The organism is Pseudomonas sp. MIACH (assembly GCF_001269925.1).
Lineage (GTDB): Bacteria > Pseudomonadota > Gammaproteobacteria > Pseudomonadales > Pseudomonadaceae > Aquipseudomonas.
Window position 1 is genome coordinate 147,473 of the sequence record NZ_LHVO01000053.1, and the last position, 26,448, is coordinate 173,920.

Annotated in this window: 32 protein-coding genes and 1 tRNA gene; 22 read left to right on the forward strand and 11 right to left on the reverse strand. The window is 61.3% G+C overall.

The features are described from left to right. The first annotated feature begins 122 nt into the window (after positions 1–122). Both AD670_RS21140 and AD670_RS21145 read left to right on the forward strand, forming a co-directional pair. Entirely contained in the window at positions 123–1,064 is a 942-nt protein-coding gene (locus AD670_RS21140; protein ID WP_053136825.1) for a folate-binding protein YgfZ, read from the forward strand. 36 nt (positions 1,065–1,100) lie between these two features. Next, entirely contained in the window at positions 1,101–1,922 is an 822-nt protein-coding gene (locus tag AD670_RS21145) for an HDOD domain-containing protein (RefSeq protein WP_053136828.1), read from the forward strand. Here AD670_RS21145 and AD670_RS21150 read toward each other — a convergent pair whose 3' ends face one another. After that, on the reverse strand, positions 1,923–3,308 hold the full coding sequence (locus AD670_RS21150) for a sensor histidine kinase (RefSeq protein WP_053136831.1): 1,386 nt from the start codon (positions 3,306–3,308) through the stop codon (positions 1,923–1,925). Next, positions 3,301–3,972, reverse strand: coding sequence for a response regulator (locus AD670_RS21155; RefSeq protein ID WP_027604325.1), 672 nt, complete (start codon positions 3,970–3,972; stop codon positions 3,301–3,303). The genes AD670_RS21150 and AD670_RS21155 overlap by 8 nt, the downstream gene beginning before the upstream one ends. 235 nt (positions 3,973–4,207) lie before the next feature. Here AD670_RS21155 and AD670_RS21160 point away from each other — a divergent pair, with 235 nt between their 5' ends. The 5 genes from AD670_RS21160 to AD670_RS21180 are packed head-to-tail and all read left to right on the forward strand — an operon-like array spanning position 4,208 to position 9,593. Continuing rightward, entirely contained in the window at positions 4,208–5,500 is a 1,293-nt protein-coding gene (locus tag AD670_RS21160; RefSeq protein ID WP_053136834.1) for an OprD family porin, read from the forward strand. 45 nt (positions 5,501–5,545) lie between these two features. Continuing rightward, positions 5,546–6,529 (forward strand): tripartite tricarboxylate transporter substrate binding protein, encoded by a 984-nt coding sequence (locus AD670_RS21165; RefSeq protein ID WP_053136837.1) that lies wholly within the window; start codon positions 5,546–5,548, stop codon positions 6,527–6,529. A 59-nt stretch (positions 6,530–6,588) separates the two neighbouring features. Next, a complete protein-coding gene (locus AD670_RS21170) occupies positions 6,589–7,047 on the forward strand; it encodes a tripartite tricarboxylate transporter TctB family protein (RefSeq protein ID WP_053136840.1) in 459 nt (152 codons plus the stop codon). 1 nt (position 7,048) lies between these two features. Then, the gene (locus AD670_RS21175) at positions 7,049–8,563 is read left to right on the forward strand and encodes a tripartite tricarboxylate transporter permease (protein WP_053136843.1); all 1,515 of its coding nucleotides are present in this window, start codon (positions 7,049–7,051) and stop codon (positions 8,561–8,563) included. Next, on the forward strand, positions 8,556–9,593 hold the full coding sequence (locus AD670_RS21180) for an AbrB family transcriptional regulator (RefSeq protein WP_053136846.1): 1,038 nt from the start codon (positions 8,556–8,558) through the stop codon (positions 9,591–9,593). The genes AD670_RS21175 and AD670_RS21180 overlap by 8 nt, the downstream gene beginning before the upstream one ends. 65 nt (positions 9,594–9,658) lie before the next feature. On the opposite strand, the gene ung is transcribed toward AD670_RS21180, so the two are convergent. Then, positions 9,659–10,351 carry a uracil-DNA glycosylase gene (gene ung, locus AD670_RS21185; protein WP_053136849.1) on the reverse strand — a complete coding sequence of 231 codons (693 nt, stop codon included), beginning with the start codon at positions 10,349–10,351 and terminating at the stop codon, positions 9,659–9,661. Positions 10,352–10,487: 136 nt separating this feature from the next. On the opposite strand from ung, the gene AD670_RS21190 reads away from it, so the two are divergent. Then, positions 10,488–11,600, forward strand: a complete 1,113-nt coding sequence (locus AD670_RS21190) for an enoyl-CoA hydratase/isomerase family protein (RefSeq protein ID WP_053136852.1) — start codon at positions 10,488–10,490, stop codon at positions 11,598–11,600. A 55-nt stretch (positions 11,601–11,655) separates the two neighbouring features. On the opposite strand, the gene AD670_RS31125 is transcribed toward AD670_RS21190, so the two are convergent. Beyond that, a complete protein-coding gene (locus AD670_RS31125; protein WP_082341025.1) occupies positions 11,656–12,027 on the reverse strand; it encodes a hypothetical protein in 372 nt (123 codons plus the stop codon). A 315-nt stretch (positions 12,028–12,342) separates the two neighbouring features. Here AD670_RS31125 and AD670_RS21195 point away from each other — a divergent pair, with 315 nt between their 5' ends. The 8 genes from AD670_RS21195 to AD670_RS21225 all read left to right on the forward strand — a co-directional run bounded on the left by AD670_RS21195 (position 12,343) and on the right by AD670_RS21225 (position 17,524). Beyond that, positions 12,343–13,965 carry a methyl-accepting chemotaxis protein gene (locus AD670_RS21195; RefSeq protein WP_053136855.1) on the forward strand — a complete coding sequence of 541 codons (1,623 nt, stop codon included), beginning with the start codon at positions 12,343–12,345 and terminating at the stop codon, positions 13,963–13,965. 134 nt (positions 13,966–14,099) lie between these two features. Beyond that, positions 14,100–14,306, forward strand: a complete 207-nt coding sequence (locus tag AD670_RS21200; RefSeq protein WP_053136858.1) for a cysteine-rich CWC family protein — start codon at positions 14,100–14,102, stop codon at positions 14,304–14,306. Then, the gene (locus AD670_RS21205) at positions 14,296–14,988 is read left to right on the forward strand and encodes a pseudouridine synthase (RefSeq protein WP_053136862.1); all 693 of its coding nucleotides are present in this window, start codon (positions 14,296–14,298) and stop codon (positions 14,986–14,988) included. Before AD670_RS21200 ends, AD670_RS21205 begins: the two co-directional genes overlap by 11 nt. A gap of 304 nt (positions 14,989–15,292) precedes the next feature. Then, positions 15,293–16,177, forward strand: a complete 885-nt coding sequence (locus AD670_RS21210; RefSeq protein ID WP_053136864.1) for an alpha/beta fold hydrolase — start codon at positions 15,293–15,295, stop codon at positions 16,175–16,177. 34 nt (positions 16,178–16,211) lie between these two features. Continuing rightward, positions 16,212–16,400, forward strand: a complete 189-nt coding sequence (locus AD670_RS31725; RefSeq protein ID WP_172681507.1) for a hypothetical protein — start codon at positions 16,212–16,214, stop codon at positions 16,398–16,400. After that, positions 16,401–16,474 (forward strand) — tRNA-Gly (locus AD670_RS21215). A gap of 199 nt (positions 16,475–16,673) precedes the next feature. Further along, positions 16,674–17,198 carry a DUF3833 domain-containing protein gene (locus AD670_RS21220; protein WP_053136867.1) on the forward strand — a complete coding sequence of 175 codons (525 nt, stop codon included), beginning with the start codon at positions 16,674–16,676 and terminating at the stop codon, positions 17,196–17,198. Between the two features lie 20 nt (positions 17,199–17,218). Further along, positions 17,219–17,524: a DUF6482 family protein gene (locus AD670_RS21225; RefSeq protein ID WP_053136870.1), complete on the forward strand. Its 306-nt coding sequence runs from the start codon at positions 17,219–17,221 to the stop codon at positions 17,522–17,524. 62 nt (positions 17,525–17,586) lie between these two features. On the opposite strand, the gene AD670_RS32340 is transcribed toward AD670_RS21225, so the two are convergent. From AD670_RS32340 to AD670_RS21235, 3 genes are all read right to left on the reverse strand, one after another. Beyond that, positions 17,587–17,727 carry a DUF6124 family protein gene (locus AD670_RS32340; RefSeq protein WP_371263193.1) on the reverse strand — a complete coding sequence of 47 codons (141 nt, stop codon included), beginning with the start codon at positions 17,725–17,727 and terminating at the stop codon, positions 17,587–17,589. 287 nt (positions 17,728–18,014) lie between these two features. Beyond that, complete coding sequence (locus tag AD670_RS21230; protein WP_053136873.1) at positions 18,015–19,190, reverse strand: MFS transporter; 1,176 nt, start codon at positions 19,188–19,190, stop codon at positions 18,015–18,017. Further along, complete coding sequence (locus tag AD670_RS21235) at positions 19,187–20,350, reverse strand: MFS transporter (protein ID WP_053136876.1); 1,164 nt, start codon at positions 20,348–20,350, stop codon at positions 19,187–19,189. The genes AD670_RS21230 and AD670_RS21235 overlap by 4 nt, the downstream gene beginning before the upstream one ends. Before the next feature lie 95 nt (positions 20,351–20,445). Here AD670_RS21235 and AD670_RS21240 point away from each other — a divergent pair, with 95 nt between their 5' ends. The 6 genes from AD670_RS21240 (at position 20,446) to AD670_RS21265 (ending at position 23,683) form a co-directional block, all read left to right on the forward strand. Then, entirely contained in the window at positions 20,446–21,342 is an 897-nt protein-coding gene (locus tag AD670_RS21240; protein WP_053136880.1) for a LysR family transcriptional regulator, read from the forward strand. A gap of 164 nt (positions 21,343–21,506) precedes the next feature. After that, positions 21,507–21,689 (forward strand): type II toxin-antitoxin system HicA family toxin, encoded by a 183-nt coding sequence (locus AD670_RS21245; RefSeq protein ID WP_003189411.1) that lies wholly within the window; start codon positions 21,507–21,509, stop codon positions 21,687–21,689. Between the two features lie 22 nt (positions 21,690–21,711). After that, positions 21,712–22,122, forward strand: coding sequence for a type II toxin-antitoxin system HicB family antitoxin (locus AD670_RS21250; RefSeq protein ID WP_053136883.1), 411 nt, complete (start codon positions 21,712–21,714; stop codon positions 22,120–22,122). Positions 22,123–22,210: 88 nt separating this feature from the next. After that, a complete protein-coding gene (locus AD670_RS21255) occupies positions 22,211–22,552 on the forward strand; it encodes a hypothetical protein (RefSeq protein ID WP_053136886.1) in 342 nt (113 codons plus the stop codon). Between the two features lie 92 nt (positions 22,553–22,644). Next, entirely contained in the window at positions 22,645–23,145 is a 501-nt protein-coding gene (locus AD670_RS21260) for a methylated-DNA--[protein]-cysteine S-methyltransferase (RefSeq protein WP_053136889.1), read from the forward strand. Positions 23,146–23,257: 112 nt separating this feature from the next. Further along, positions 23,258–23,683 carry a low affinity iron permease family protein gene (locus tag AD670_RS21265; RefSeq protein ID WP_053136892.1) on the forward strand — a complete coding sequence of 142 codons (426 nt, stop codon included), beginning with the start codon at positions 23,258–23,260 and terminating at the stop codon, positions 23,681–23,683. A 54-nt stretch (positions 23,684–23,737) separates the two neighbouring features. On the opposite strand, the gene AD670_RS21270 is transcribed toward AD670_RS21265, so the two are convergent. The 4 genes from AD670_RS21270 to AD670_RS21285 all read right to left on the reverse strand — a co-directional run bounded on the left by AD670_RS21270 (position 23,738) and on the right by AD670_RS21285 (position 26,428). Continuing rightward, positions 23,738–24,265, reverse strand: coding sequence for a DUF4142 domain-containing protein (locus AD670_RS21270; RefSeq protein ID WP_053136896.1), 528 nt, complete (start codon positions 24,263–24,265; stop codon positions 23,738–23,740). Between the two features lie 118 nt (positions 24,266–24,383). Then, positions 24,384–25,025 carry a LysE family translocator gene (locus tag AD670_RS21275; RefSeq protein ID WP_053136899.1) on the reverse strand — a complete coding sequence of 214 codons (642 nt, stop codon included), beginning with the start codon at positions 25,023–25,025 and terminating at the stop codon, positions 24,384–24,386. Positions 25,026–25,079: 54 nt separating this feature from the next. Next, positions 25,080–25,490 (reverse strand): fosfomycin resistance glutathione transferase, encoded by a 411-nt coding sequence (gene fos / locus AD670_RS21280; protein WP_053136902.1) that lies wholly within the window; start codon positions 25,488–25,490, stop codon positions 25,080–25,082. Positions 25,491–25,501: 11 nt separating this feature from the next. Beyond that, positions 25,502–26,428: a LysR family transcriptional regulator gene (locus AD670_RS21285; protein WP_053136904.1), complete on the reverse strand. Its 927-nt coding sequence runs from the start codon at positions 26,426–26,428 to the stop codon at positions 25,502–25,504. Positions 26,429–26,448: the final 20 nt, after the last annotated feature.

Sequence of the window (26,448 nt, forward strand, 5' to 3'; positions counted from 1 at the left end):
GGCGCAAGTATACAGGCCCGACGGCACCGGAACAGTCGGCTTTGGTCGCCCCATATGGAAACTATCCATTTGCCGGGCGCCCCTCTATGATGCACCCATGACTTTTTGACCTGCGATGACCCATGGCTGACTCTGCTTTCTTCTGCCCCCTGTCCCACGAAGGCGTTCTCGCCGTCCGCGGCGCCGACGCTGCCAAGTTCCTGCAGGGACAACTCACCTGCAACCTCAATTACCTGAGCGACACCCAGGCCAGCCTCGGTGCGCGCTGCACGCAAAAAGGCCGCATGCAGTCGAGCTTCCGCATCCTGTTGCAGGGCGACGGGGTGCTGCTGGCCATGGCCACCGAGCTGCTCGAACCGCAGTTGGCGGACCTGAAGAAATATGCGGTGTTCTCCAAGTCCAAGCTCACCGACGAAAGCACCGCCTGGGTGCGTTTCGGTGTGGCCAACGGCGATCAAGCGCTGGCCAGCCTTGGCCTCGAGCTGGCGGCGGAGACGGACAACGTTGCCCGTACCGAACACCTGATCGCCATTCGTGTCTCCCCGGCCCGCGCCGAACTCTGGGTGCCCGCCGAGCACGCCGACAGCGTGCGCAGCCAATTGGCCGCACAGTTGACACAAGCCGAGCTGAATGACTGGCTGCTGGGCCAGATCCGCGCCGGTATCGGCCAGGTCATGCCCCAGACCCGCGAACTGTTCATCCCGCAGATGCTCAACCTGCAAGCGGTGGGCGGCGTCAGCTTCAAGAAAGGCTGCTACACCGGCCAGGAAATCGTCGCGCGCATGCAGTACCTGGGCAAGCTCAAGCGTCGCCTGTACCGCTTGTCCCTCAATGCGGCTGAACTGCCCGAGCCAGGCACCCCGCTGTTTTCCCCCAGCCACAACAGTGCGATCGGCGAAGTGGTGATTGCGGCAAAAGCTGACCAAGTGATTGAACTTCTGGCGGTATTGCAAGCCGAAGCTGCCGATAGTGGCGATGTGCATATAGGCACACTGGAAGGCCCCAACCTGCAACTGCTGGATCTGCCATACACACTGGACCGCGATCGTGAGATCCAGCGTTAGTCGCCGTATTTTTCTGCAACACCCTAGAGAGCATGAATGAACAAACTGGCGGAAAAAGTCCAAAAGGCGTTGGTCAAGGCCATCGCCAACGATGACCTGGTTCTGCCGACATTGCCGGAAGTGGCCCTGAATATCCGTCAGGCCGCTGAAGACCCGGAAATCAGCATCAGCCACTTGAGCAAAGTGATCGGCCGCGACACGGCGCTGTCGGCGCGCCTGATCAAAGTAGTCAACAGCCCGCTGTTGCGCGCTACCCAGGAAGTCACCGACCTGCACACCGCCATCACCCGGCTGGGCACCAACTACAGCAGTAACCTGGCCATCGGCCTGGTCATGGAACAGATCTTCCACGCCCGCTCCGAGGTGGTCGAACAGAAAATGCGCGATGTGTGGCGCCGCAGCCTCGAAGTGGCGGGCGTCAGCTATGCCCTGTGCCGCAGCCACAGCCAGCTCAAGCCAGACCAGGCAGCGCTGGGCGGCCTGGTGCACCAGATCGGGGTGCTGCCGATCCTGACCTACGCCGAAGACCACTACGAGTTGCTGTCCGACCCGGTCAGCCTCAACCACGTGATCGACAGCATCCACCCGGTGCTCGGTGACAAGTTGCTGGGTGGCTGGGACTTCCCGGAAATGCTGGCGAAGCTGCCGGGCCAGTACCTGAACCTGGAACGCGATTCAGCCAGCCTCGACTACATCGACCTGGTGCAGATCGCCGTGTTGTATTGCCATCACGGCACCGATCATCCGCTGGCAAAGGTGGATGTCTCCAGCGTGCCTGCGATGAAAAAACTGCGGGTTGACCCCTACAGCGAGAAGCTGCGTGCCGAGCTGGATGAAGCACGCGCAATGTTCGATTGATCAACCGGCGATAAAACTCACCCGCACCTTCAAGCCCGCCTGCTCGCCATCGTGCAGACTGATCTGCGCCAGATGCGCGCGACAGATTTCGCCGACGATCGCCAGCCCCAGGCCAGAGCCCATGCCTTGCTGGCTACGGCGGTAGAAGCGTTCGAACACCCGGTCGCGCTCATCCAGCGGAATACCCGGGCCGTCATCTTCCACTTCCAGTACCGCCGGCGCCGTCACCCGCAGGATCACGTTGCCGCCCGGTGGCGTGTGCGCCAGGGCGTTGTCCACCAGGTTACTCAACAGTTCATTGAGCAGCGTCGGCTCGCCGCGCAACCACACCGGTTCATCAGCCTCCAGCGCCAGTGCTACACCGCGCGCATGGGCCAACGGCGCCATGGCCATGCCCAGTTCACGGGCCAATTGGCTGAGGTCCAGCAACTGCGCACCGCCTTCGGCAATCGCCCGGGCGCCGTTTTCGATGCGCGCCAGGGACAACAACTGATTGGCCAGATGGGTCAACCGATCGGTGCCTTGGGCGGCAGTTTCCAGGGTACTGCGCCAGATCGCTGGATCTTCGGCGCGCAGCCCCAATTCCAGGCGCGCCTTAAGGGCCGCCAACGGGGTACGCAATTCATGGGATGCATCGGCAATAAACTGCGCCTGACGCTCGAATTGGCCGCGCAGGCGTTCGGTGAAGTGGTTGAGGGAACGCACCAACGGGCCGAACTCATGTTGAACCTCCACCAACGGCAACGGCCGCAAGTCGTCGGGCTGGCGCTCTTCCACCGCCGTGCGCAGGCGCTCCAGCGGGCGCAACGCGGCGCTGACGGCAAACCACACCAACAGCAACGCGCCGATGGCGAGCATGCCCAGGCGCAGCAAGGTGTCGGCCATCAAGCTGCGAGCCATGCTCACGCGGGCTTCATCGGTCTCAGCCACGCGGATTTCCGCCATGCCGTTCATGTTCGGTTCGGAGACCGCCTTGAGCAGGCTGACCACCCGCACTTCCTGGCCCTGGTACTTGGCGTTGTAGAAGCGCGCCAGCGCCGGGTAATCGTCGGTGCGCGGTGTACCGGGGGGCGGGCCGGGGAGGTTTTCGTAGCCGGAAATCAACTTCTGATCAATGTCATTGACCTGGTAATAGATACGCCCGGCGCTGTCGTAGGCAAAGGTGTCCAGGGCGACATAGGGCACGTTGGCGCTGAGGGTGCCGTCCACTTGGGTCAGGCCGGCCGCGATGGTCCGCGCCGAGGCCAGCAGCGTACGGTCATAGGCGGTGTCGGCCGCTTCGCGACCGTTCCAGTAGGCACTCATGCCACTGGCGAGCATCAACAGCACCAGTAACAGCGCCAGGTTCCACAGCAGACGCCAGCGCAGGCTGCTGGGCTTATGCATCGCGGGCTTCCAGCAGGTAGCCAAGGCCCCGGAACGTCACGATGGCGATGGGTTGGCCATCGAGTTTCTTGCGCAGACGGTGCACGTAGATTTCGATGGCATCGGGGCTGGCCTCTTCGTCCAGACCGAACACCTGGGAGGCCAACTGTTCCTTGCTCATCACCCGACCCGGCCGGGCGATCAGCGCTTCAAGCACAGCCTGCTCGCGGGAGGTCAACGTCATCAGCTCGCCGCCCACGGTGAAACGGCGGGTGTCGAGGTCATAAACCAGCACACCACACGCCTGCTGGCGCTCGCCGCCCAACACACTGCGGCGCAGCAGCGCCTTGACCCGGGCTTCCAGCTCGGTCAGTTCGAAGGGTTTGGCCAGGTAATCATCGGCGCCCAGGTTCAGGCCATGCACGCGGTCCTTCACATCGCTGCGCGCGGTCAGCATCAGCACCGGCAGGTTTTTTCCACGTGCCCGCAAGCGCGCCAGCACCTCGAAACCGTCCATGCGGGGCAGGCCCACGTCCAGGATGGCGACCGCGTAATCCTCACTGCTCAAAGCCAGGTCGGCGGCCACGCCGTCATGCAATACGTCAACGGTCAAACCCGTGCTCTTAAGCGCTTGGGCGACGCTTTCGGCGAGTTGCAGATGGTCTTCAACCAGAAGGACACGCATGGATTTCTACCTTATTCGGACGTGATCGACGCCACGCTTTGCCGGGCAGTTTACAGGCGCCGACTGCCCTGTGAAGCCTGAAAACATTGAAAGGCCGCTGAAAGGTTAGTGAAAGCTTCGCCCTTTAGCATCCAGCCACGGTAGGTCATGCCTGCCGAGCGACCTGATGGGTCGCGCCCGAAAAACGCCTCGAAGCGTTTTCGCCAAAATAAGAACAATAACGGAGTGCACCACGATGCTGTCGACACAGCCCCAGGCTTGCCCGCCTGTTCGTATTCCCCGCCTGACCCACACCGCCCTTGCCAGTGCCGCTGCCCTTGCCGGCTTTTCGCCGCTTAGCCAGGCTGCCTTCTTCGAAGACAGTAGCGCGACCCTGGAAACCCGCAACATGTACTTCAACCGCGACTTTCGCGATGGCACCAGCGCCCAGCAATCCAAGCGCGACGAGTGGGCCCAGGGCTTCATGCTCAACCTGCAATCGGGCTACACCGACGGCACCGTCGGCTTTGGCGTGGACGCGCTGGGCATGCTCGGGGTCAAGCTCGACTCCAGCCCCGACCGCACCGGTACCGGCCTGCTGCCCACCCACGACGATGGCCGCGCCGCCAACGAGTACTCCAAGCTGGGCCTGACCGGCAAAGTGAAAATTTCCGCCACCGAGCTGAAGATCGGTTCGCTGATGCCCGAGCTGCCGATCCTCAAGCCCAACGACGGTCGCATTCTGCCGCAGACCTTCAACGGTGGGCTGATCACCTCCAAGGAATTCAAGAACCTGGTGTTCACGGGTGGCCGCCTCGACAAGGCCAAGGACCGCGACGACACCAACTACGAGGACATCGCCCTCAACAACAAGAACAGCCGCTTCCTCAGCGGCGCCACCGGCAAGCATTTCAACTTCGGCGGTGTCGACTACAAGTTCGCCGACAAGATCACCGGCAGCTACCACTTCGCCCAACTCGATGACGTGTACCGCCAGCACTTCCTCGGCCTGGTCGCCGCGCGTCCGATGGGCCCCGGCACCTTCGCCACCGACCTGCGCCTGGCGATCAGCGATGACGCAGGCGCAGCCCGTGGCGGCAAGATCGACAACACCTCCCTCAATGGCCTGTTAAGTTATGCGCTCAATGGCCATAAGCTCAGCGCCGGCTACCAGCATATGTCCGGCGACAGCGCCTTTCCGTATGTGGATGGCAGCGACCCGTACCTGGTCAACTTCGTGCAGATCAACGACTTTGCCGGCGCCGAAGAGCGTTCCTGGCAGGCGCGCTACGACTACGACTTCGCCAAGCTGGGGATCCCAGGCCTGAGTTTCATGAGCCGTTACCTGTCCGGTGACAACATCAAGCTGCGCAACGGCGACACCGGCAAGGAATGGGAACGCAACAGCGAGATCAAGTACGTGGTGCAAAGCGGCACGTTCAAGGATGTCGCCGTGCGCCTGCGCAATGCCACCTACCGTTCCAACTATTCAGCCCGTGATGCGGATGAAATGCGCCTGCTGGTCAGCTACAGCGTTGCGCTCTGGTAAGTAGTGCCTGGTAAGCCACTCATAACAACAAAGACGGAGATCACCATGACCCCTTCACTGCGTAAATTTGCCCTCGCCGCCGGCTGCGTGCTGTTCGCCGGCCACCTGCTGGCCGCTGATGAACCCAAGCGCCCGGAGTGCATCGCACCGGCCTCCCCCGGTGGCGGTTTTGACCTGACCTGCAAACTGGCGCAGAGCGCGCTGGTCAACGAGAAGTTGCTGAGCAAGCCGATGCGCGTGACCTACATGCCCGGCGGTGTGGGCGCGGTGGCCTACAACGCGGTGGTCGCCCAGCGCCCGGCGGACGGCGGCACCCTCGTGGCCTGGTCCAGCGGTTCGCTGCTGAACCTGGCCCAGGGCAAGTTCGGACGCTTCGATGAAAGCGCTGTACGTTGGCTGGCAGCCGTCGGCACCAGCTACGGCGCCATCGCGGTGAAAGCCGATTCGCCCTACAAGACCCTCGACGATCTCGTCAAAGCCCTGAAGAAAGATCCGGGCAGCGTAGTGATCGGTTCCGGTGGCACCGTCGGCAGCCAGGACTGGATGCAAACCGCCCTGATCGCCAAGGCCGCCGGGATCAACCCACGCGAGCTGCGCTATGTGGCGCTCGAAGGCGGCGGTGAAATCGCCACCGCCCTGCTCGGCGGACATATCCAAGTCGGCAGTACCGACATCTCCGACTCCATGCCGCACATCCTCAGCGGTGACATGCGCCTGCTGGCGGTGTTCTCCGAAGAGCGCCTGGACGAGCCGGAAATGAAGAATATTCCGACCGCCAAAGAGCAAGGCTACGACATCGTCTGGCCGGTGGTGCGTGGCTTCTACCTCGGGCCAAAAGTCAGCGATGCCGACTACGCCTGGTGGAAGGACGCCTTCGACAAACTGCTGGCCTCCGAGGAGTTCGCCAAGCTGCGTGACCAGCGCGAGCTGTTCCCGTTCGCCATGACCGGCCCGGAGCTGGACACCTACGTGAAGAAACAGGTGGCTGACTACAAAGTGCTGGCCAAAGAGTTCGGCCTGATCCAGTAATCGCCCCTCTGTCGCGCGGCCATGCCTGGCGAACCCCAGGCATGGCCCAGGAGTTCTACATGCTCTTACAACGCATTTTCGCCGCCGTGCTGTTGCTGGCCTGCGCCGGCCTGGCACTGATGGCCTGGCCGTATCAGGCGCAGTTTTCCTACGAACCGGTGGGGCCTCGGGCTTACCCGCTGCTGATGCTCGGGCTGATGAGCCTGGCGCTGATCTACATGCTGTTCCGCCCGCAACCCACCAAGCACACCGAAGAAGAACCCGCGCTCGACCGCCAGACACTGGCCAAGATCGGTATCTGCGTGGCGCTGTTGATCGTGTTTGCAGGCACCTTCGAGCCCCTGGGTTTCATCCTCAGCAGCATGTTGATCGGCATCCCCATGGCGCGCCTGTATGGCGGTCGCTGGGTGCCCAGTGTGGTGATCGTCAGCCTGATGGCCATCGGTCTTTATCTGCTGTTCGATAAAGCCATGGATGTTCCGCTGCCCCTCGGCCTGCTCGACGTTCTGGAGAACTGATATGGATACTTTCGGCTATTTGGGCCAGGGCTTCGGCGTTGCACTATCCCCCTACAACCTGGTGACCGCCCTGTGCGGCACCCTGATCGGCACCGTCGTCGGCCTGTTGCCGGGCCTGGGCCCGATCAACGGCGTGGCGCTGTTGATCCCCATCGCGTTCGCCCTGGGCCTGCCGCCGGAATCGGCGCTGATCCTGCTGGCCGCCGTGTACCTGGGCTGCGAATACGGCGGGCGTATCAGCTCGATCCTGCTGAACATCCCGGGCGAAGCCTCCACCGTGATGACCACCCTCGACGGCTACCCGATGGCCCGCAAAGGCCTGGCCGGTGTGGCGCTGTCGTTGTCGGCATGGAGTTCATTCATCGGCGCGTTTATCGCCACCTGCGGCATGGTGCTGTTCGCGCCGCTGCTGGCCAAATGGGCGATTGCCTTCGGCCCGGCGGAATACTTCGTACTGATGGTGTTTGCGATTGTCTGCCTGGGCGGCATGGCCGGTGACAAACCGCTGAAGACCTTCGTGGCGGCGCTGATCGGCCTGTTCCTGTCGGCGGTGGGCATCGACGCCAACAGCGGCGTGTACCGTTTTACCGGCGACAACATCCACCTCACCGACGGCATCCAGTTTGTGGTGTTGGTGCTGGGCTTGTTCTCCATCAGTGAGATCCTGTTGCTGTTGGAAAAAACCCACCGTGGCCAGGAAGCGGTAAAAGCCACCGGACGGATGATGTTCAACCTGAAGGAAGCTTCCTCCGTCTTCGTGGTGAACATCCGCTGCGGCCTGCTCGGTTTCATCATGGGCGTGCTACCGGGTGCGGGTGCCACCTTGGCCTCGGCGGTTGCCTACATGACCGAGAAACGCCTGGCCGGTGCCAGTGGCAAATTCGGCCAGGGCGACATGCGTGGCCTGGCGGCACCGGAAACCGCCATCGGCGCGTCCGCCTGCGGTGCCCTGGTGCCGATGCTGACCCTCGGCGTTCCCGGTTCGGGCACCACCGCCGTGATGATTGGCGCCCTGTCGCTGTACAACATCACCCCCGGCCCGCTGCTGTTCCAACAGCAACCCGACATCGTCTGGGGCCTGATCGCCTCGTTGTTTATCGCCAACATCATGCTGGTGATCCTCAACATCCCGATGATCCGCATCTTCACGCGCATCCTCGCCGTGCCGAACTGGGCGCTGGTGCCGGTGATCGCGATCATCACCGCGATTGGGGTGTACGCGGTGCACGCCACCACCTTCGACCTGTTCCTGATGGTCGGTATCGGCATCTTCGGCTACATCCTGCGCAAGCTGGACTTCCCGCTGTCGCCGGTGCTGTTGGGCTTTATCCTCGGCGGCCTGATGGAGCAGAACCTGCGCCGTGCGCTGTCGATCTCCAACGGTGAACTGCAGATTCTCTGGTCGAGCCCGATCACCTTTGGCGTCTGGGTACTGACCGCGCTGATGCTGGCCTTCCCGCTGATCCGCATCTACCGCAAACGTGCCCTGCAGCGTCGTGCCGTGGCCGATGTCTGAGGTCACCTTTAAACATTGGTGGGGAACACCGCTGGTCGGCCTGGCCGGCGGTTACCTGGCCAGCCTGGTCGGCTGGCCTTTGCCGTATATGGTCGGCTCATTGCTGGCGATTATCCTCGTGCGTTGCCTAACGCCGTGGCAGTTGGCGGAGATTCCCGGCGGGCGCAAATGCGGCCAATGGGTGGTGGGCATCGGCATCGGCCTGCACTTCACCCCGGTGGTGATCGAGCAGGTGATGAGCCACTTCGGCCTGATCTTCTTCGGCGCGTTGGTCACCAGCCTGTCCAGCGTGGTCGGTGTGTGGTTGATGCGCCGCAGCGGTGAAGACCGCGCCACCGCGTTTTTTTCCAGCATGCCGGGCGGTTCCGGCGAGATGGTCAACCTCGGCGCACGCAATGGCGCGGTGCTCAGCCGTGTCGCGGCCGGGCAGAGTTTGCGCGTGCTGGTGGTGGTGCTGTGTGTGCCGGCGATCTTCAAGTATTTGCTCGACGGCGGTGCGCCGCAGTTTCATCCGGCACCGGTGAGTTGGATGTGGCTGGCGGTGCTGTTTCCACTCGGTGCGCTGATGGCTTGGGGATGGCAGCGCTTGCGTCAGCCAAACCCATGGCTGTTCGGCCCATTGCTGGTGAGTGCGACGGCCAGCGTGGTGTGGGACCTGCATATCGGCCTGCCCGACGGCGGCAGCCAGATCGGCCAGTGGTTGATCGGCAGCGGGTTGGGCTGTCACTTCAATCGGCAGTTCTTCCGTCGTGCACCGTCGTTCATGGTTCGCACCTTGATCGGCACGGCCTTGACCATGGCCTTGGCGACGTTGGCGGCGGTGGGCTTGAGCGCCTTGACCCATCTGGACCTGCGCTCGCTGACCCTGGGCATGATGCCCGGCGGGATTGCCGAGATGAGCCTGACAGCCGAGACCCTGCAACTGTCGGTGCCGTTGGTGACGGCGATGCAGGTGATGCGGTTGTTGTTTGTGCTGTTTTTGGCGGAACCGTTGTTTCGGCATTGGAACCGTCAGCCGGAAAAATTCTAAACCTTCGGCACAGTTCAACATGTGGGAGGGGGCAAGCGCCCTCCCGCATTTGAATGTGCCTGGCCTTAGAGCGGCGGTAGGCGCCACTCAATCGGCGTCTCGCCATTCTGCTCAAGAAACTTGTTGGTGCGGCTGAAATGCCCGCAACCCAGGAACCCGCGATACGCCGACAGCGGCGACGGGTGCACCGACGTCAGCACCAAGTGCTTGGTGGCATCGATCAGCTTCTGCTTGCCCTGGGCATGGGCGCCCCACAACAGGAACACCAAATGCGGCTGGTGCTCGCTGACCACTTCGATAATCCGATCGGTAAAGAATTGCCAGCCCTTGCCCGCATGCGCGTTGGCGTTGGCGCGCTCCACGGTCATGGTGGTATTGAGCATCAACACGCCCTGGTCGGCCCAGCTTTGCAGGTAGCCGTGGTTGGGGATGTCGATGTTCAGGTCGCGCTTGAGTTCTTTGTAGATGTTGACCAGGGAAGGCGGTGCCGGCACGCCCGGTTGCACCGAGAAGCACAGGCCGTGGGCTTGGCCGGGGCCGTGGTACGGGTCCTGGCCGAGGATCACCACCTTGACCTTGTCCAGCGGCGTTGAGTTAAGCGCGTTGAAGATCAGCGGACCGGGCGGGTAGATCTCTTTGCCGGCAGCATGTTCCTGGCGCAGGAACTCGCGTAACTGGCCCATGTAGGGCTTATCGAACTCATCACGCAGGGCGTGTTTCCAGCTGGGTTCGAGTTTGATACGGTCGCCTTCAGTCATAGTCGAATTGTCTTGTAAAAAAGAATGAGGCGAACCCTAGGAAAGCCGGCCCTGCTTGTCAATTGATCTGACACACCACCGGCACTTTCCCACGAAGCGATCATACTGATCCTTCACCTTCTCGATTGAGGTCACGATGAATCTGCACTTCGAAGAACTGACCGGCAGCGACGGTGCCCGTATCGGCATCGCCAGCCTCGACGCTGAAAAGTCCCTCAATGCCCTCTCCCTGCCAATGATCCTGGCCCTGACTGATCGCCTGGACGCCTGGGCCAAAGACCCGAACATTGCCTGCGTGCTGCTGCGCGGCAACGGGCCCAAGGCGTTTTGCGCCGGGGGCGAAGTGCGCAGTCTGGCCCAGGCCTGCCGCGAGCAGCCGGGCGAAGTGCCCGCCCTGGCTGCACAGTTTTTTGCCGCGGAATATCGCCTCGACTACCGCTTGCACACCTACCCTAAACCGCTGATCTGCTGGGGCCACGGTTACGTGTTGGGCGGTGGCATGGGCCTGCTGCAAAGCGCGGCCATACGGATTGTCACGCCGAGCAGCCGCCTGGCCATGCCCGAGATCAGCATCGGCCTGTACCCGGATGTGGGTGCCAGCTGGTTCCTGTCGCGCCTGCCGGGCAAGCTCGGTTTATTCCTTGGTCTCACCGGGGCCCATATCAACGGCCGTGACGCCCTGGACCTGGGCCTGGCCGACCGTTTCCTACGCGACGATCAACAGGACGAACTGCTCGACGGCTTGCTGCAACTGAACTGGCAGGAACAGACCGCGATACAGCTCAACAGCCTGCTCAAGGCCATGGCCCAGGAAGCCGTGGCTCAACAACCTGAAGCGCAATGGCTGCCACGCCGGGCACAGATCGACGAATGGCTGGACGTCGGTGATGTGCGCAACGCCTGGCGCGCCTTGAGCCCGCTGCGCGAGCATGCCGACCCGCTGTTCAACCGCGCCGGCAAGACACTGAGCGAAGGCTGCCCACTGACCGCGCACCTGGTGTGGGAGCAGATCCAACGCGCCCGCCATCTGTCCCTGGCCGAGGTGTTCCAGATGGAATACACCCTGAGCCTGAACTGCTGCCGCCATCCAGAGTTCAGCGAAGGGGTGCGCGCGCGGTTGATCGACAAGGACCAGACGCCGCATTGGCATTGGCCGGACATCAATACGGTCCCCGACGCGGTGGTGCAGGCGCATTTCACCAAGGCGTGGGAAGGCCGGCATCCGCTGGCGGACTTGTCGGATTACTGACGTTTTGCGCCCATAAAAAAGCGGCGCTTCATGCGCCGCTGGTCATACAGGCCTGTCACCGGTGACCGCCGCGGCCACCTCCACGGCCATGATCACCGCCGCGTCCATGCCCGCCATTGTTCCAACGATCCCCCCACCCCTGGTTCGGGTAAGGCCGGTAACCGGCCCTTGGCCCTGACGGGTAATAGCGAGGTGCTGGCTGGTAATAACGCGGGGCCGAGTAGTAACGCGGTGCCGGTGCGTAATAACGCGGCGACGGGTAGTAATCACGGCGATATTGATACGCCGTGCCGCCACCGTAGTAATAAGCCGGCGCCGGCGAGGTGTAGACCTCGGAACGGTAATAGCTCTGGCCTCCATCGTAATAGGGCACACAAGCGGAAAGGGTCAGACCGAGTAAAGCGCTGAGCAGCAGTCGTCGATACATGGCGGCCTCCTGGACCGCGAAAGAGCACCTCCAGCGACGCTGGGGGGCGGCATTCAGCTTTCACCGAATGACGAAATATCTGACATCAAAAACCGAATCTGGTGCGTTCTGGTAACAACTTGATACATCAATACCCAGTACCGCCACACCGCGTCAGACGCACTGCGGCATAGCACTTACCTATCAACCACGTTTATCGATTCAGTAAATTTTTCTGGCCCGAAACTTTCCCGATTGCGATGATGTCACTATGACACTGCATGGGCCAGGGAGGCTCTAACGTGCGTCCTTCGCCACTTTCGCCGGATCCGAGCCATGAAAATCTCAACCAAACTGCTGCTTTCATTTCTATTGTGCGCGCTGGTCACCCTCGGGGTCGGCCTGCTGGGTATCAAAAGCGTCGTTCGACTCTCCAGCGCATTGGAACTGACGTTCTCCAATAACCTGGTGTCCGTCAGCAACACGGCCGCCACCCTCAACGGCTTGGTCGCCCACAACCGTGGTTTGTACCGTTTGATGGATGCGAGCAATGGCGACGTATCCCAACAAGACCGCGACCGCGTGCGCCAGGACATCGCCAACGAACTCAAACGCAGCCAGAGCGCATACGCCATCTACCGCGCCACGCCCCTGGAAGACGACGAACGGGCAGCAGGCGACAAGCTTGACCAGATCTGGCCCACCTACATCAGCAACTCCGAACGCATCATCGCGATGCTCGATGCCGGCCAGCGGGAACAGGCCCGCGCGCAGCTCAACAGCAGCAACAATGAACTGTTCCGCCAGGCGCGCGAGTTGATCCGCGTGATGATCGATTCCAACAACCGCCAGATCAAGGAAGGCGCAATCGCCGCCGAGGAGCTTCGCAGCAGCGCGTTGATGTGGATGATCAGCGGCATTGTCCTGGCCTTCATCATTGCGATCATCATTGGCGTGCTGATCACGCGCCTGATCACCCGCCCGATCGCACAGGCGGTGCAGAGCGCGCAGCGCATCGCTCAGGGTGACCTGACCCAAGCGATCACGACCGATCGCACCGACGAAGCCGGGCAACTGCTGATGGCGTTGTCCGATATGCAGGGCGGCCTGAAAAGCACGCTGGTGGAAATCGCCAACGCCTCCGACCAGCTCGCTTCGGCAGCCGAAGAACTGAGCGCGGTCACCGATGAAAGCACCCGTGGCCTGACCCGCCAGAATGACGAAATCCAACAAGCCGCCACCGCCGTCAACCAGATGACCGCAGCGGTGGATGAAGTGGCGAGCAACGCCGTGTCGACCTCGGAAGCGTCCCGCCAGGCTACGACCGAAGCCGAAGATGGCCGTCAGCAAGTGGAACAGGCGGTGTCGGGCATGTCGTCGATGGTGGTGGAGATCAACGATTCGACCCAATCGGTCGCCGATCTCGCTGGCCAGGTACGCGAAATCGGCAAAGTGATTGATGTGATCCGCGGCATTGCCGACCAGACCAACCTGCTGGCCCTCAATGCCGCCATCGAAGCCGCCCGTGCCGGTGAGCAAGGCCGTGGTTTTGCGGTAGTGGCCGATGAGGTCCGGGCGCTGGCCCATCGCACCCAGACCTCCACGGTCGACATCGAGAAAATGATCGGTGAAGTCCAGGCAGGCGCCGATGGCGCCGTGGCCGCGATGAACAAGAGTCTGACCTGGGCCAACAACACCCAGACCCTGGCGCAAAACGCCGGCCAGGCGCTGGAGCGCATCACCGCCAGCGTGTCCAGTATCAATGAGCGCAACCTGGTGATCGCCTCGGCGTCCGAGGAACAGGCCCAGGTGGCCCGCGAAGTGGATCGCAACCTGCTCAACATCCAGGACCTGTCCACCCAGACCGCCGCCGGTGCGCATCAGACCAACGCCTCCAGCCAGGATCTGTCGCGACTGGCCACCTCGTTCAATGTGCTGGTCAGCAAGTTCCAGCTGTAATCGCCTCATAGCAGTGCGTCTGCCCGGTTGCCAAGCCGGGCCTCGGCGTACTGGGTACCCTCACGCTGGTGCTGGAACGGGACTGACCGGCGCTGTATCGTGCGGGGACTTCCGAGGCCCTGCCCCCATCGACCATGACCACGCCAACCCTTTGCCCCGCCTGCGGTGCCCGCAACGATTGCACCCTGGCCGACCCACGCACCGCCGACCAGGCCTGCTGGTGCTACAGCGTCACCATCGACCCGGCGGTGCTTGAAGCGCTGCCCGATGAAGTGCGTAACAAGGCCTGCCTGTGTCCGCGCTGTGCTCAGGTGGATGAGCAGATCCGCAATGCGCGTTGACCGTTTCCTCAGCAACTTGCCACGTTTCAATCGCCAGCAAGTGCGCATGTTGCTGGTTGCGCGGCGTGTCACCGTTGATGGCGTGGCGGTCAGCGATCCTCATCATGAAGTCCGCGAATTCAGCCGCGTGTGCGTTGACGATGATGTGCTGCAGGCAGGTAAATCGGCGCGCTATTTCATGCTGCACAAACCCCAGGGCTGTGTGAGCGCGACAGCAGACCCACAACACCCGACGGTCCTGGATCTGTTGGATGAGCCGGACCCAGGCGAGCTGCATATCGCCGGGCGGCTGGATTTCAATACCACGGGCCTGTTGCTGATCACCAACGACGGCCAGTGGTCGCGGCGCCTGACGCAACCGCAGACCAAGTTGCCCAAGGTCTATCGGGTGGAGACAGAGCAGGACATCGGCCCCGAATACGCGGCAACCTTTGCAGCTGGCCTGTATTTCGCGTTTGAAGACCTGACCACGCAACCGGCCGAGCTGGAGCTGTTGGGACCACGCCTGGCACGACTGAGCATCATCGAAGGCCGCTATCACCAGGTGAAGCGTATGTTCGGGCACTTCAACAACAAAGTGATCGGCCTGCATCGCGAGCGAATGGGGCCATTGGTGCTCGATGCAGCACTGGCGCCGGGCGAGTATCGGGCGCTGTCCGAAGAAGAAATCCGACAGGTCTGACGACCGTTCGGCCGGTGATGGCAAAAAACCAGTTTATCGCCTTGCGAGCTGACGACTCTGCTGCTTGAATCAAACCGTCAGCCAAATTATGACTGACGAGTCGCCTATAACCTCCAAGAAACACCTTGCCCCGCCCGCGCTTGATCTACGGGCCTCCCAGGCAAACAGCCCGCCATAACAACACCCGTCGGCCAGCCGTCATCGGACCGACATGGGCCCTCATCTTCCAGGCGTATGCCTACCTGTCACAAAGCTCGTGCAGAGTCATCTGCGCGCCCTACCCGCTTGCCAGGAGTCTTACGACATGAGGCCAGAAATCGCTGTGTTGGATATACAGGGTCAGTATCGGGTTTACACGGAGTTCTATCGCGCGGATGCTGCTGAAAAGACCATCATCCTGGTCAACGGCTCGATGGCCACCACGGCCTCCTTCGCCCAAACCGTGAAAAGCCTGTACCCGCAATTCAATGTGGTTTTGTACGACCAGCCCTACGCCGGTCGCTCCAAAATCCATAACCGTCATGAGCAAATGCTGACGAAGGAAGTTGAAGGCCAGATCCTCCTGGAGCTGATCGACCACTTCGCCGCCGAGCACGTGCTGTCCTTCTCCTGGGGCGGTGCCGCCACCCTGGTCGCCCTCGCCCATCGGCCACGCCGCGTGGAAAAGGCCGTGATCAGCTCGTTCTCACCAGTGATCAACGCGCCGATGCGCGACTACCTCGAACGTGGCGTCGACTACCTCGGCAACCTCGACCGCGACCGCGTCGGCCACCTCGTCAACAGCACCATCGGCAAACACCTGCCGTCGCTGTTCAAGCGTTTCAACTACAAGCATGTGAGCAGCCTGGCCGAGCACGAATACGGGCAGATGCACTTTCACATCAGCCAGGTGCTGCACAGCGACCGCCTGTGCTACCTCAAGGCTGCGCGGCAGATCGACGTGCCGGTGCTGTTTTTGAACGGCGAATGGGACGAATACACCAGCGCCGAGGATGCCAAGCAGTTCGGGCAGTACGTGGCGAAGAGCAGCTTCAGCACGATCCAGGCGACGGGGCATTTCCTGGATATGGAGCACAAGGCGGCGTGCCGGGACAGCCGGGACGCGGTGGTGGGCTTTTTGAAACCGGAACGGCAGGCCAGCCGATTGCGTTATCACCAGGGTCAGACGCAGCATGCCTTTGCCATCTGAAATACCGTGTAGGAGCGAGGGGGACGCCTAGTTCTTGCTCGCGAAGATCGCCAACGATGACGTGCGCTCCCTGTTTGAACGCGGCGCTCTTGAATTCTTCGCGAGCAAGCTCGCTCCTACACCGGCTCTGTTCGTCGCCAGGGCAAGCGCCTGCAACTCGCACATTTTTCGAAGAAAAACTTCAAATCCCGGCGCACATCTGGTACAAAGTCAGCCGCTCTGAGCGGGTGTCGTATAATGGCATTACTCCAGCTTCCCAAGCTGATAACGAGGGTTCGATTCCCTTCACCCGCTCCACTCAGACATAGATTCCACGCCAGGAGGGTTTTGGCGGGGGATGCATAAAAAAACCGGTCCTTGGTGGCCGGTTTTTTTATGGATGGGATTTGGGATTCAAAAAATAAAGCGCGGACAAACCTGTACAAATTAGTTTTCTTGTACAAGTATCATACTTCGAGCGGCGGCACTTCGCCCCGCACCTTCGAAGAGCCAGGCCATGACACGTCTACTGTTTTCACTGTTGCTGGTAGTGAGCTTGGCCAGTTGCAGCAACGTTGAGGTCGACCACTACGCCGACCAGCAACCGAAACTGGATCTGGAGCGCTTCTTCAGTAAACCCGTGAAAGCCTGGGGCATCTTCCAGAAGCGTTCGGGGGAAGTGGCCAAGCGCTTTGAGGTCGATATTGCCAGCCGGCGCGAGGGCAACGCGTTGATTCTGGATGAGCGTTTCTTGTACAGCGATGGCACGCGCCAACAACGGGTGTGGACACTGACGCCGGACGGCCCAGGACGCTGGCGCGGACGAGCCGGGGATGTGGTGGGCGAGGCGATCGGCGAAGTGGCGGGTAATGCGCTGCGTTGGCGCTACCGGCTCAATCTGCCGGTGGATGGCTCGGTGTACGAAGTCAGCTTTGACGACTGGATGTACCTGATGGACGAGGACACCTTGATCAACCGCTCGAGCATGTCCAAGTTCGGTGTCGAGTGGGGTCAGGTCACGTTGTTCTTTCGTCGCCAATGAGCCCCGAGCGAGGGTCAATCATGAATCTGCAAATGCTGGCCGAGTTGGCCGGGAAAGGCGAAATACGTGAGCTGGAGTTGCTGTCCCTGGAGGGCGGTTTCTATATCGCTCGCGTCAGGCTGGAGCACGTCGAGGCGACATTACTGGACGATCACGGCAAGCCGCTGCGCATCGGGTCCACTACGCATTTACGCGACCTGTTGCAGCGGGTTCCGCCGTTTCCTTGCGTACTGGTGCAACACTGCGTTCACGATGAAATGTGCGGTACGCGTGAAGGGCCTATCGGTGCGTTGCGCATTCCGTTTTCGCTGGCGGCGACACTTTAAATGGGTACAGACCGGAGACATCCTTTACGTTTGAAACCGGAGACATCGTTTACATGTATTAATCATGGCCAGGAGTTAACTGGCCATGTCATGGCACCTGCACCGGCGATGGTTTCGTAGGCGTTGGCGAGCAGCGCTTGAGTGTCGATTTCGGGGCGGACGCTGAACAGTTTTACGGATGGATTGCATGAGTCAGTACACATCTGTTGATCCTCGTTAGGGACCGCATACCAGAGCTACTAAACAATGGGTGGCGGCTGTACGCAGGTTAGTAGACCGGCGAATCAACGAAACCGGCGCGCCCGAAGACGCCCTGCGTGCAGCCACCATAAGAGCAGCTGTACGCCGTTGATCGTATCGGGCTACTAAACCCGACCGCTGATGGGCAGCGGCTGACGAACCTTAAAGAGGTCGTCCAAGGCGCACAACTCGGACGAGTCTGATCGTTGTGTAGGCAATGCCGCAAGGTTCAACTCTACGTTCTGACACCTCACTTTTCCTCCCCCCTCTGCACCAACCACGCCAACGGCAACGTCACACCCAACATCCCCGCCAACACCATCACCGCCACCGGCACGCCCAGCACATCCCCCACTGCACCAAACACCACCGGCGCCAACGCGCCACCGCCAATCGTGCCGGTGTAGAACAGCGCAAACGCCTGCTCGCGCTTGCCCGCGCCGGCAAGGTCGGGCACGGCGCCGTACAGCACCGAGGAGGTGCCATTCAGTACCAGCCCCAACAGCGGCAGCATCACCATCAACCCGCTGAGCGGCAGGTAAACCGCCGCGACGATCAGCAGTGCGGTGCTGGTTTCCGTGATCCATACGGTCTTCATCATGCCGATACGTGCGCCGAGGTAGCCGCAGAACAGTTTGCCGAAGGCGCCGCCGATGAACAGCAGGGTCAGGGCGAGGCCGATCCCGGCGGTACCGGCGCCTTTGGCTTGCAACAGGAACGGCAGGAAGGTGAGGAAGCCCATGCGCACGGCGCTGTCGAGGGTGCCGGTGAGGATCAGCGCGCGCAGGCCGGTGGCCGAGCCGCTGCGCCTGAAGGGCTTGGCTGTTTTTGTGGCGGTGGATTCGGATGATTGAGCAGGAATCAGCCACCACAACAGCCCCGCCGCCGCCAGGCCAAGCAGGCCCAGCAACGTGGCGCTGGCCCGCCAACTGATGACAGTGAGCAGCAGCCCGACCAGACCAGGAATCAAGGTTTTGCCGATGTCACCGGAGAAGTTGTACTGGGACAGCGCCTGCTTGACCCCGCCCCCGTCCTCATAGGCGTCGGTGATCATCGAGGAGGCCAGTGGGTGTTGGGTGCTGGCGCCCAGACCGCCGAGCAGCAGCGCCACCAGCAATACGGTCAGCCCTGTCGCCTGACCCACCAACAGGTAGGCAACTCCCGCCAGCGCAGTGCCGCCCACCAGCATAGGTATACGGCCCCAGCGTCTGGCGGCGCGGCTGGCCAGCAATTGGAACACGGCCATCATCCCGGAATAGGCGCCACGTAGAAGGCCGATCTGGGCGTAGGACAAGGCGAACTGAGCCTGCCAGACAGGCAGCAAAACGTAGATCACATCAGTGAGCCCATCGTGCACCGCATGAGCGCTGCAACCGGCGAACAGGGCGCGACGGCGGGTGGATAACGCAGGCACGGTGTCGTTCATGGTGTCGGAACCAGCTCAGGCCGAAGAGGCTTCCAACCGGTCAAGGCGATCAACAAGGTCAGCAACTGGAAACCGATGATCAGCACCACGCAACCGGCCCAGCCCCAGCGTTCCCAAATCAGCGCCGGGACGATGGCGCCGCCACTGCCGCCCAGGTAATAACAAGTGAGATAAACCCCGACAGCGCCCGTCTTGTTATCGCGCGCGGTGGCGGTGATAAACGCATTGGCGGCAGCTTGGGCAAGGAACACGCCGGTGGAACTGAGCGCCAGGCCGACTACGATGCACCACAGTGACGGCATCAGGGTCAGCGCCGAACCGCTGACGCCCAGCACGGCGGCGACACTCAGCAGTTCGGCATGGGGGCGGGCTTTGCTGAGGCGCCCGGCGATGGGGATCACGATCAATGCCAACAGGAACACCATGTACAGCGTCCCCAACGCTGCCGGCCCAAGGTTGAACGGCGGCAGGCCCAAGTACAAACCTGCGTAGGTAAACGCCGCGACCTGCGAGAACAACACGCAGAAACCTACGGCGTAAGCGGCCAACAGCGGCCGGCGAAATACACCTGACGAAGAGGCTTTAGCCTGCACGGTCCGTGGGCGGTTGGCCGGTAACAGAAACTGGATAAAACCGCCGACCATAAGGCTCAGCACCGCCAGCAATTCAAAGGCTTCACGCCAGCCCACATACTCAGTCATGACCCCGGTAACGAAGCGCCCGGCGAACCCGCCCAACACGGTGCCCGCGACGTAGAGGCTCGTGACCTCAGTGACCGTGCCGCCGCTCCAGCGGTCGCCGATGTAGGCCACGCTGGTGGCGAACAGCACCGGGATCAGCATGCCCTCGACAAAGCGCCACACCAGCACTTCGGCAAAGCTGTCGGCATAAGCGGTCATCAATGCCGGCACCGCCAGCAGCACAGCGGCCACCGAGATCACCGTGCGTTGCGCAAAACGTCCGGTCAGGCGACTGACAAAAGGGGCGGTGATCGCCACCGCCAGGGTGGTGACGGTGATGCTCCAGCCCGCCTCCTTGGCACTGATATGAAAGTGCGCGGCAAACGTCTGGAGAATGCTCTGGGTCGCATAGAGGTTGAGAAACGCCGCGCAGCCACACAGGAACAGGGCAAGGCGGGCACAATGCAGGCGCGGTTTCATGAAACCTCTCGTTTTATTTTGAAAGGTCTTTATAGAATGGCCGGCCGGTCTTAAACCAATACCGAATTCCGACCGATTGATACCCAAGGATCAGGATGCTCGACCTACGCAAGCTGCGTTACTTTCTGACCGTCGCCGAAGAATTGCACTTCGGTCGCGCGGCCCTGCGCCTACACCTGGCCCAGCCGCCGTTGACCCGGCAGATTTCAGCGCTGGAGGCAGAGTTGGGTTTCAAGCTGTTCGATCGCACCAGCCGCACCGTGACCCTCACCGCACAGGGCCGCTCGTTCCTGCCCTACGCACGTGGCGTGTTGGAACAGGTGGAGTTGGCTCAGGTGATTGCCGGGAAGTTGGCAGCAGGGACAGCGGGTCAACTGGCCTTGGGCTACGTCAGCTCGATTGCCCTGTCGGACCTGTTCAGCCAGTCAATCCAGGCCTTTGCCCAGCGCTTTCCCGATGTGCAACTGACCCTGGTGGAATGCGCCTCCGGCAGCCTCGGTGCGCAAGTCGCCGACGGGCGACTGGATATCGGCTTGAGCCGGCTGTTGCCACAAAGCGAGGAGGTGCAAGCGCTGTCGTTGGGCGAGGAACGCTTGGTGGCAGCGGTGTCGAGTGACAGCCCGCTGGCCAGCCAGACCGACATCAGCCTGGCGCAGCTCAGTGCCTATCCTTTGATTCTGTTTCCAGCGGATTACGGCTCGGGACTGAACCAGTCCATCGAGCAGCTTTACCGCCACCACGGCGTGCCACTGCATGCCGGACCGACCGGACGACAGATCACCTCGATCATTGCGCTGGTAGCCGCCGGGCAAGGGGTGGCGCTGGTGCCGGCCTGCACCCGGAGTTTGATGAACAAGGGCGTGACTTATCGGCCTTTGGTGGAGGCGGATGCGTGTGCGCCGTTGTTGGTGTTGACGCCGACCGAAAGACAAAGTGTGTTGATTGACGCGTTTCTTGCCGTTATCGAAGAGGCATTACACATCCGGCAATGACCCGAAAAACCTCGCAATACCTCCCCGCAGCGCCGATCCCACTCGCTCTTACACTGCATTCACCATCTGCCGAAATACCGGTCATCGAAGACTGGTAGGTAGAGTGTTGATAATTTATTTTCAGTGGTTATAGTCACCACCAACACACACCACAAGGAGGTGCTGTGGATAGCCGATACTTGATAGGTCACATCGTCGCAGACGGCTGGTACCTGGTGCGCATCAGAGGCAGTCATCACCACTTCAAGCACCCGACGAAGCCTGGCTTGGTGACGATCCCCCATCCAAAGAAAGACCTGTTGGACAAGACCGCCAAGAGCATTTTGAAACAAGCTCTGTTGAGTTAATCGTCCCTGGAGGACAACGAACATGCTGTACCCCATCGCAATTTCAACCGGCGACCAAGACCACGCCTGGGGTGTGGAAGTCCCGGATATTCCCGGTTGCTACTCTGCCGGTGACGACCTGGACGACGCCATGGCCATGGCGCGTGAAGCCATCGAAGGGCACTTCGAAATCCTCGCGGAAGACGGCGCGCCGATCCCGAGCGCCCAGAAGGTCACCGTTCATGCAGCCAACCCTCAGTACGCCGGCTGCACTTGGGCGGTTGTAGACATCGATGTCACCAAGTACCTGGGCAAGGCGCAAAAACTCAACATCACGTTGCCGGGCTACCTGCTCAACCGCATTGATGAATATGTACTGCACCACCCGGAGGAAAAAAGCCGCTCGGGCTTCCTCGCGTCGGCGGCGCTTAAAGTGCTGCAACAGGATCGGTAGCGGCAACGGGAGCAAAGTCTGAATGCGGCACTGCATCCATAGCGTGATGATGTCGCTTCATTCAGCTTGCAACCCCAGGGTTATTACCATGATTGAACCCAAACAACGCACAGCCACACCTGTACTGCGCCAAGTGCTCGGCTGGGTGCTGGTGTTGCCACTGCTGGTCGCACTGGTGCGGCTGCCGTATCCCTTCGGGCTGGGGCTGGCGCTCGGATCGATCGCCGCGTCCATCTACGGCGTAGGGTTTGCCAGGCGCCATGCCAGCCGAGGCGTGACCGTATTCGCTGCAATCGTCACGCTGTTCAATCTGATTTCCCTGGTCGCCATCGGGGAGGCCTCAGTCATCATGGGGCTCTACAGGATTTCCTGGTTCTACTGGTACCCGTACTATTCCAACTGGGTTTACTGGAATGTCCAGGGCCAGTGAGAATTCAACCGCAAGAAACGTAGTGTTCAGTCCGGCGGATGGCAATACCGTAGGCCTGTAGCGTTTAACAACTGCCCTCGAGGAGCCCGCTCATGCCTTACGAATACAAGCTCATGCCCTCCCCTGTCGGTGAGCTCACCCTGGTGGCGCGCGATGGCAAGCTCAGCGCCATCCTGTGGGAAGTCGAACGCGCCAACCGTGTGCGCCTGGGTGAATTGCACGAAGCCAACAACAGCCCGGTGCTGTTGGAAACCGAGCGCCAGTTGAAGGAGTATTTCGCCGGCACCCGCAATCAGTTCGAGCTGGAGCTGGACTTCACCGGTACCGACTTTCAGAAGCAAGTCTGGCAGGCGCTACTGACTATTCCCTTTGGCGAAACCCGCAGTTACAGCGAGATCGCCCGGCAGATCGGCAACCCAAAAGCCGTACGCGCCGTAGGGGCAGCCAATGGTCGTAACCCCATCTCGATCGTTGCACCCTGCCATCGGGTCATTGGCGCCTCGGGCGGGCTGACCGGGTTTGCCGGGGGGCTGGAAGCCAAGCAGTATTTGCTCGCGCTGGAGGGCACCGGCCAGGCGCAACTGGCGTTTTAAGCGTCTGGCGGAAAAATCGTACAATTTTGTTCAGGGCATCTTTTGTAAAAAGAAATTTCAGCGCAGCGCTGCGGTCCATTTTTTCATCACCCACCCATTAAGGAAAACGGTCATGAAATTCTCCGCAGTCTCACAATCCCTGTCTCGCTGGGCAGGCAGTGCCCGGACGTTCTATGCGGCGGTCGCGTTGATTTGCCTGTGGAGCTTGAGCGGCCCTTACTTCCACTACAACGACACCTGGCAACTGATCATCAACACCTCGACCACCATCATCACCTTCCTCATGGTGTTCCTGATCCAGAACACGCAAAACCGCGATAACGACATCCTGCACATCAAGATTGATGAATTGCTGCGGGTCTCCAAGGATGCGCAGAACGCCGTGCTGAGCCTGGATGGCCTGGATCGCAAGGAACTGGAAAAACTGCGCCAGGAATACCGCAGCATTGGCAACACCGGCACCGTGAGCCTGAACAGCAGTTGCGGCCACGCGGCCGACGACGCGGCCCCGAACAAGACCGACCTGAACCAGGCGTAAAAAAACGGCGGTTGGATAGGATCCAACCGCCGTTTTTCATAGCAAGAGAAGGACTCAACCTTCGCCTTGATGGCCCTTACCGTAGGTCGACGCCAGGGCTCGCGCCTTTTGCAGACGCTCTTCCAGCTTGGGCAGCGTCTCATCCACCAGTGCTTTGATTTCCGGCACATCCGAGGCCGCACCTTCGCGCTTGAACAGGGCAATGGCGTCTTCGTTTTCCTTCACTTGCTGCGCGGTGTAGGCCGCGTCGAAGGAATCGCCGTCCTTGAGTTCGGGCATCAAGGTTTCGGCCTTGTCGACGATCTTCTCCCGTGAGGCCACGGGCAGGTCGAGCTTCTTGGCGATCGCCGCCAAGTGCTGGTTGGCCAGGGTGCGCTCGTTGATCACCTCGATGGTGTAGTCCTTGATTTCCTGGGACGAGGTTTTGGCGTGGGCCATGCGACTGGTTTCGATATCGGCCATGCCTTTGGCCGAAGCCTGCTCGATGAATTCAGCAGGCGACTGGGCGAAAGCATTGCTGGCGCCGAGGCCCAGCAGCATCGCGAAACTGGCGGTGCGTAACCGGATAGCCATGCGGCTCATGATGGGTTCCTCCAGGGCAAAAATAGGTGCGGGGGAACAGTCCCCGCCCTGAATTCGAATTTTCCGGGCGGCAAAGGTTTAGAAAAAACTTGCCCACGCGACGAACGGTCCTGGCCCGTCAGGCCGGTTTGCTGCCGAACAGGCCTGGCAGCGCATGGGCCAGGGCATTGATGGCGAAGCCGATAAACATCACGCCACAGAGCCTGGTGATGAGGATTTCATGGCGCTGATACACCGTGCGCACCCGCTGGGCACCGACCACGCCGATCAGGATCGCGTAGGCCAACAGGCCACCGACGAAGCTTAGGAAGATCAACGCCGGCAGCATCGACCAGGTCAGCAATTCGGCACGACTGGACAGCAACGCTGTAAACGTCGCCACCGCGACGGGATACGCCTTGGGGTTGGTCAAGCCGAACACAATGCCGTGCCAGAATGGATGCCGCGCCGCACCCTGGGGGGCATCACTGCTGCGACGCTGGGTGCGAATCGCGCGCCAGCCGAGCCAGAACAGGTACAGGCCACTGAGCACGCCGAGCACATCGAACGCGCTGCTGCCGACTTCCCGCGCGCCCACAATCGCGACCAACGCCGTGCTGCACCACAGCACATCGCCGAGCAAGTGCCCGCACAGAAACCCCGCCCCGGCACGACGGCCTCGAGCAGCGCCGATACCAAACACCGCCAACACCCCGGGGCCAGGCGTAATACCGTAGATAAAACCCGAAGCGAGGACGGCGAGCAGCAAGGAGGGGGTCATGGGCGCGACTCTGACTAAGCGTGGGAAGGTGGACGGATTCTGCACGTTCCTGCGCTATGGGTAAAACCTCATTCCCGCATAAGGCTTGTCGCGGCAAGCCAACAGACGCGAAGCCAGGTCGCCGACATGGGCTTCGAGCTTATGACCGTCGGGATCAAGGAAATAGAACGAAGCGCCTTCGCTGCGATTGTCGCGCCACTCTTGCACCTCGGCGGCGCGCAGACGCGAGACCAGCGCAGCGAAATCACTCGCTCCGACAGTGAACCCATAGTGGGTGTAATCGGCCCCTGGCTTCGACTCGCGTAGCGGATCAAGCGAAAGGCATAGCCATAGGCCCGGCAGTGACAAATAGGCGCCGGAGTCCCAAGTAGCCTCGAGTTTGAGTTGCAACAACCCATGGTAAAAGGTGACGCTGCGACTCACGTCGGTGACGGCCAGGGTCAAGTGGTTGAAGCCTGAGAGCATGTTTTTTCCTGTTATCTGCGGCCTTCGGACAACATACCCTGCACCTGCTCAATCAACCACTGCAATCCCGAATCCCCGCCCCGTCGCGCATGCCACGCCAGTTCGAAGGCAAACGACGGAATATGAAACGGCGGCGCCACGGCGAGAAGATGCTGGTGATCAATATTCAGCAACCCTCGCGACGATACGGTGAGGATCAAGTCCGTGCCCTCGATCAACTGCGGCGCCACGCCCCAGTGCGGCAGGCTGATTGCCACATGCCGTCGCTCACGAATAGCCTTCAGTGCCCGCTCGATTTCCGGCGTGCCACTGCCGCGCATTTCCAGCAATACGTGGGGGCGCGACAGGTAACTGGGCAGGTCAAGCACAGCACCTTGCGGCAGGCTGTTGCGGTCTATCAGGCAGGTGTAGTGCTCTTCGAACAACGGCGTGGTGCGCAGTTCGGCGGGCATGTCTGGAAAGACGCCGGCGGCCAGGTCGATATCGCCATTGAGCACGCCCTCCACCATGCCTTCGCGACTGGCCTGGATGATCTGCAGGTCGATACCGGGCGCCTCACGCCGCAGGACACGGACCAGACCCGGCAGGAAAATCGCCGCACTGTAGTCCGACATCGCCACGCGAAACCGGCGCTTGGCCGATGCCGGGTCGAAGCGATTCGGCGCCAGCAGCGCCTGCACCTGGGCCAGTGCTTCAGCCAATGGCGCCGCCAACTCCAGGGCACGGGCCGTGGGCACTAATGTGCCGCCCTGACGCACCAGCAGCGGGTCACTCAACATATCGCGCAACCGCGCCAGCGCATGACTGACCGCAGGCTGGCTGAGGTGCAAACGCTCGGCAGCGCGGGTGACGTGTTGCTCGCTGAGCAAGGCGTCGAGGATCACCAGCAGGTTAAGGTCGATGCGGCGCAGATCATTCATCAGCTGCATGCTCAGCATAAGAACTTGGAATTTAAATT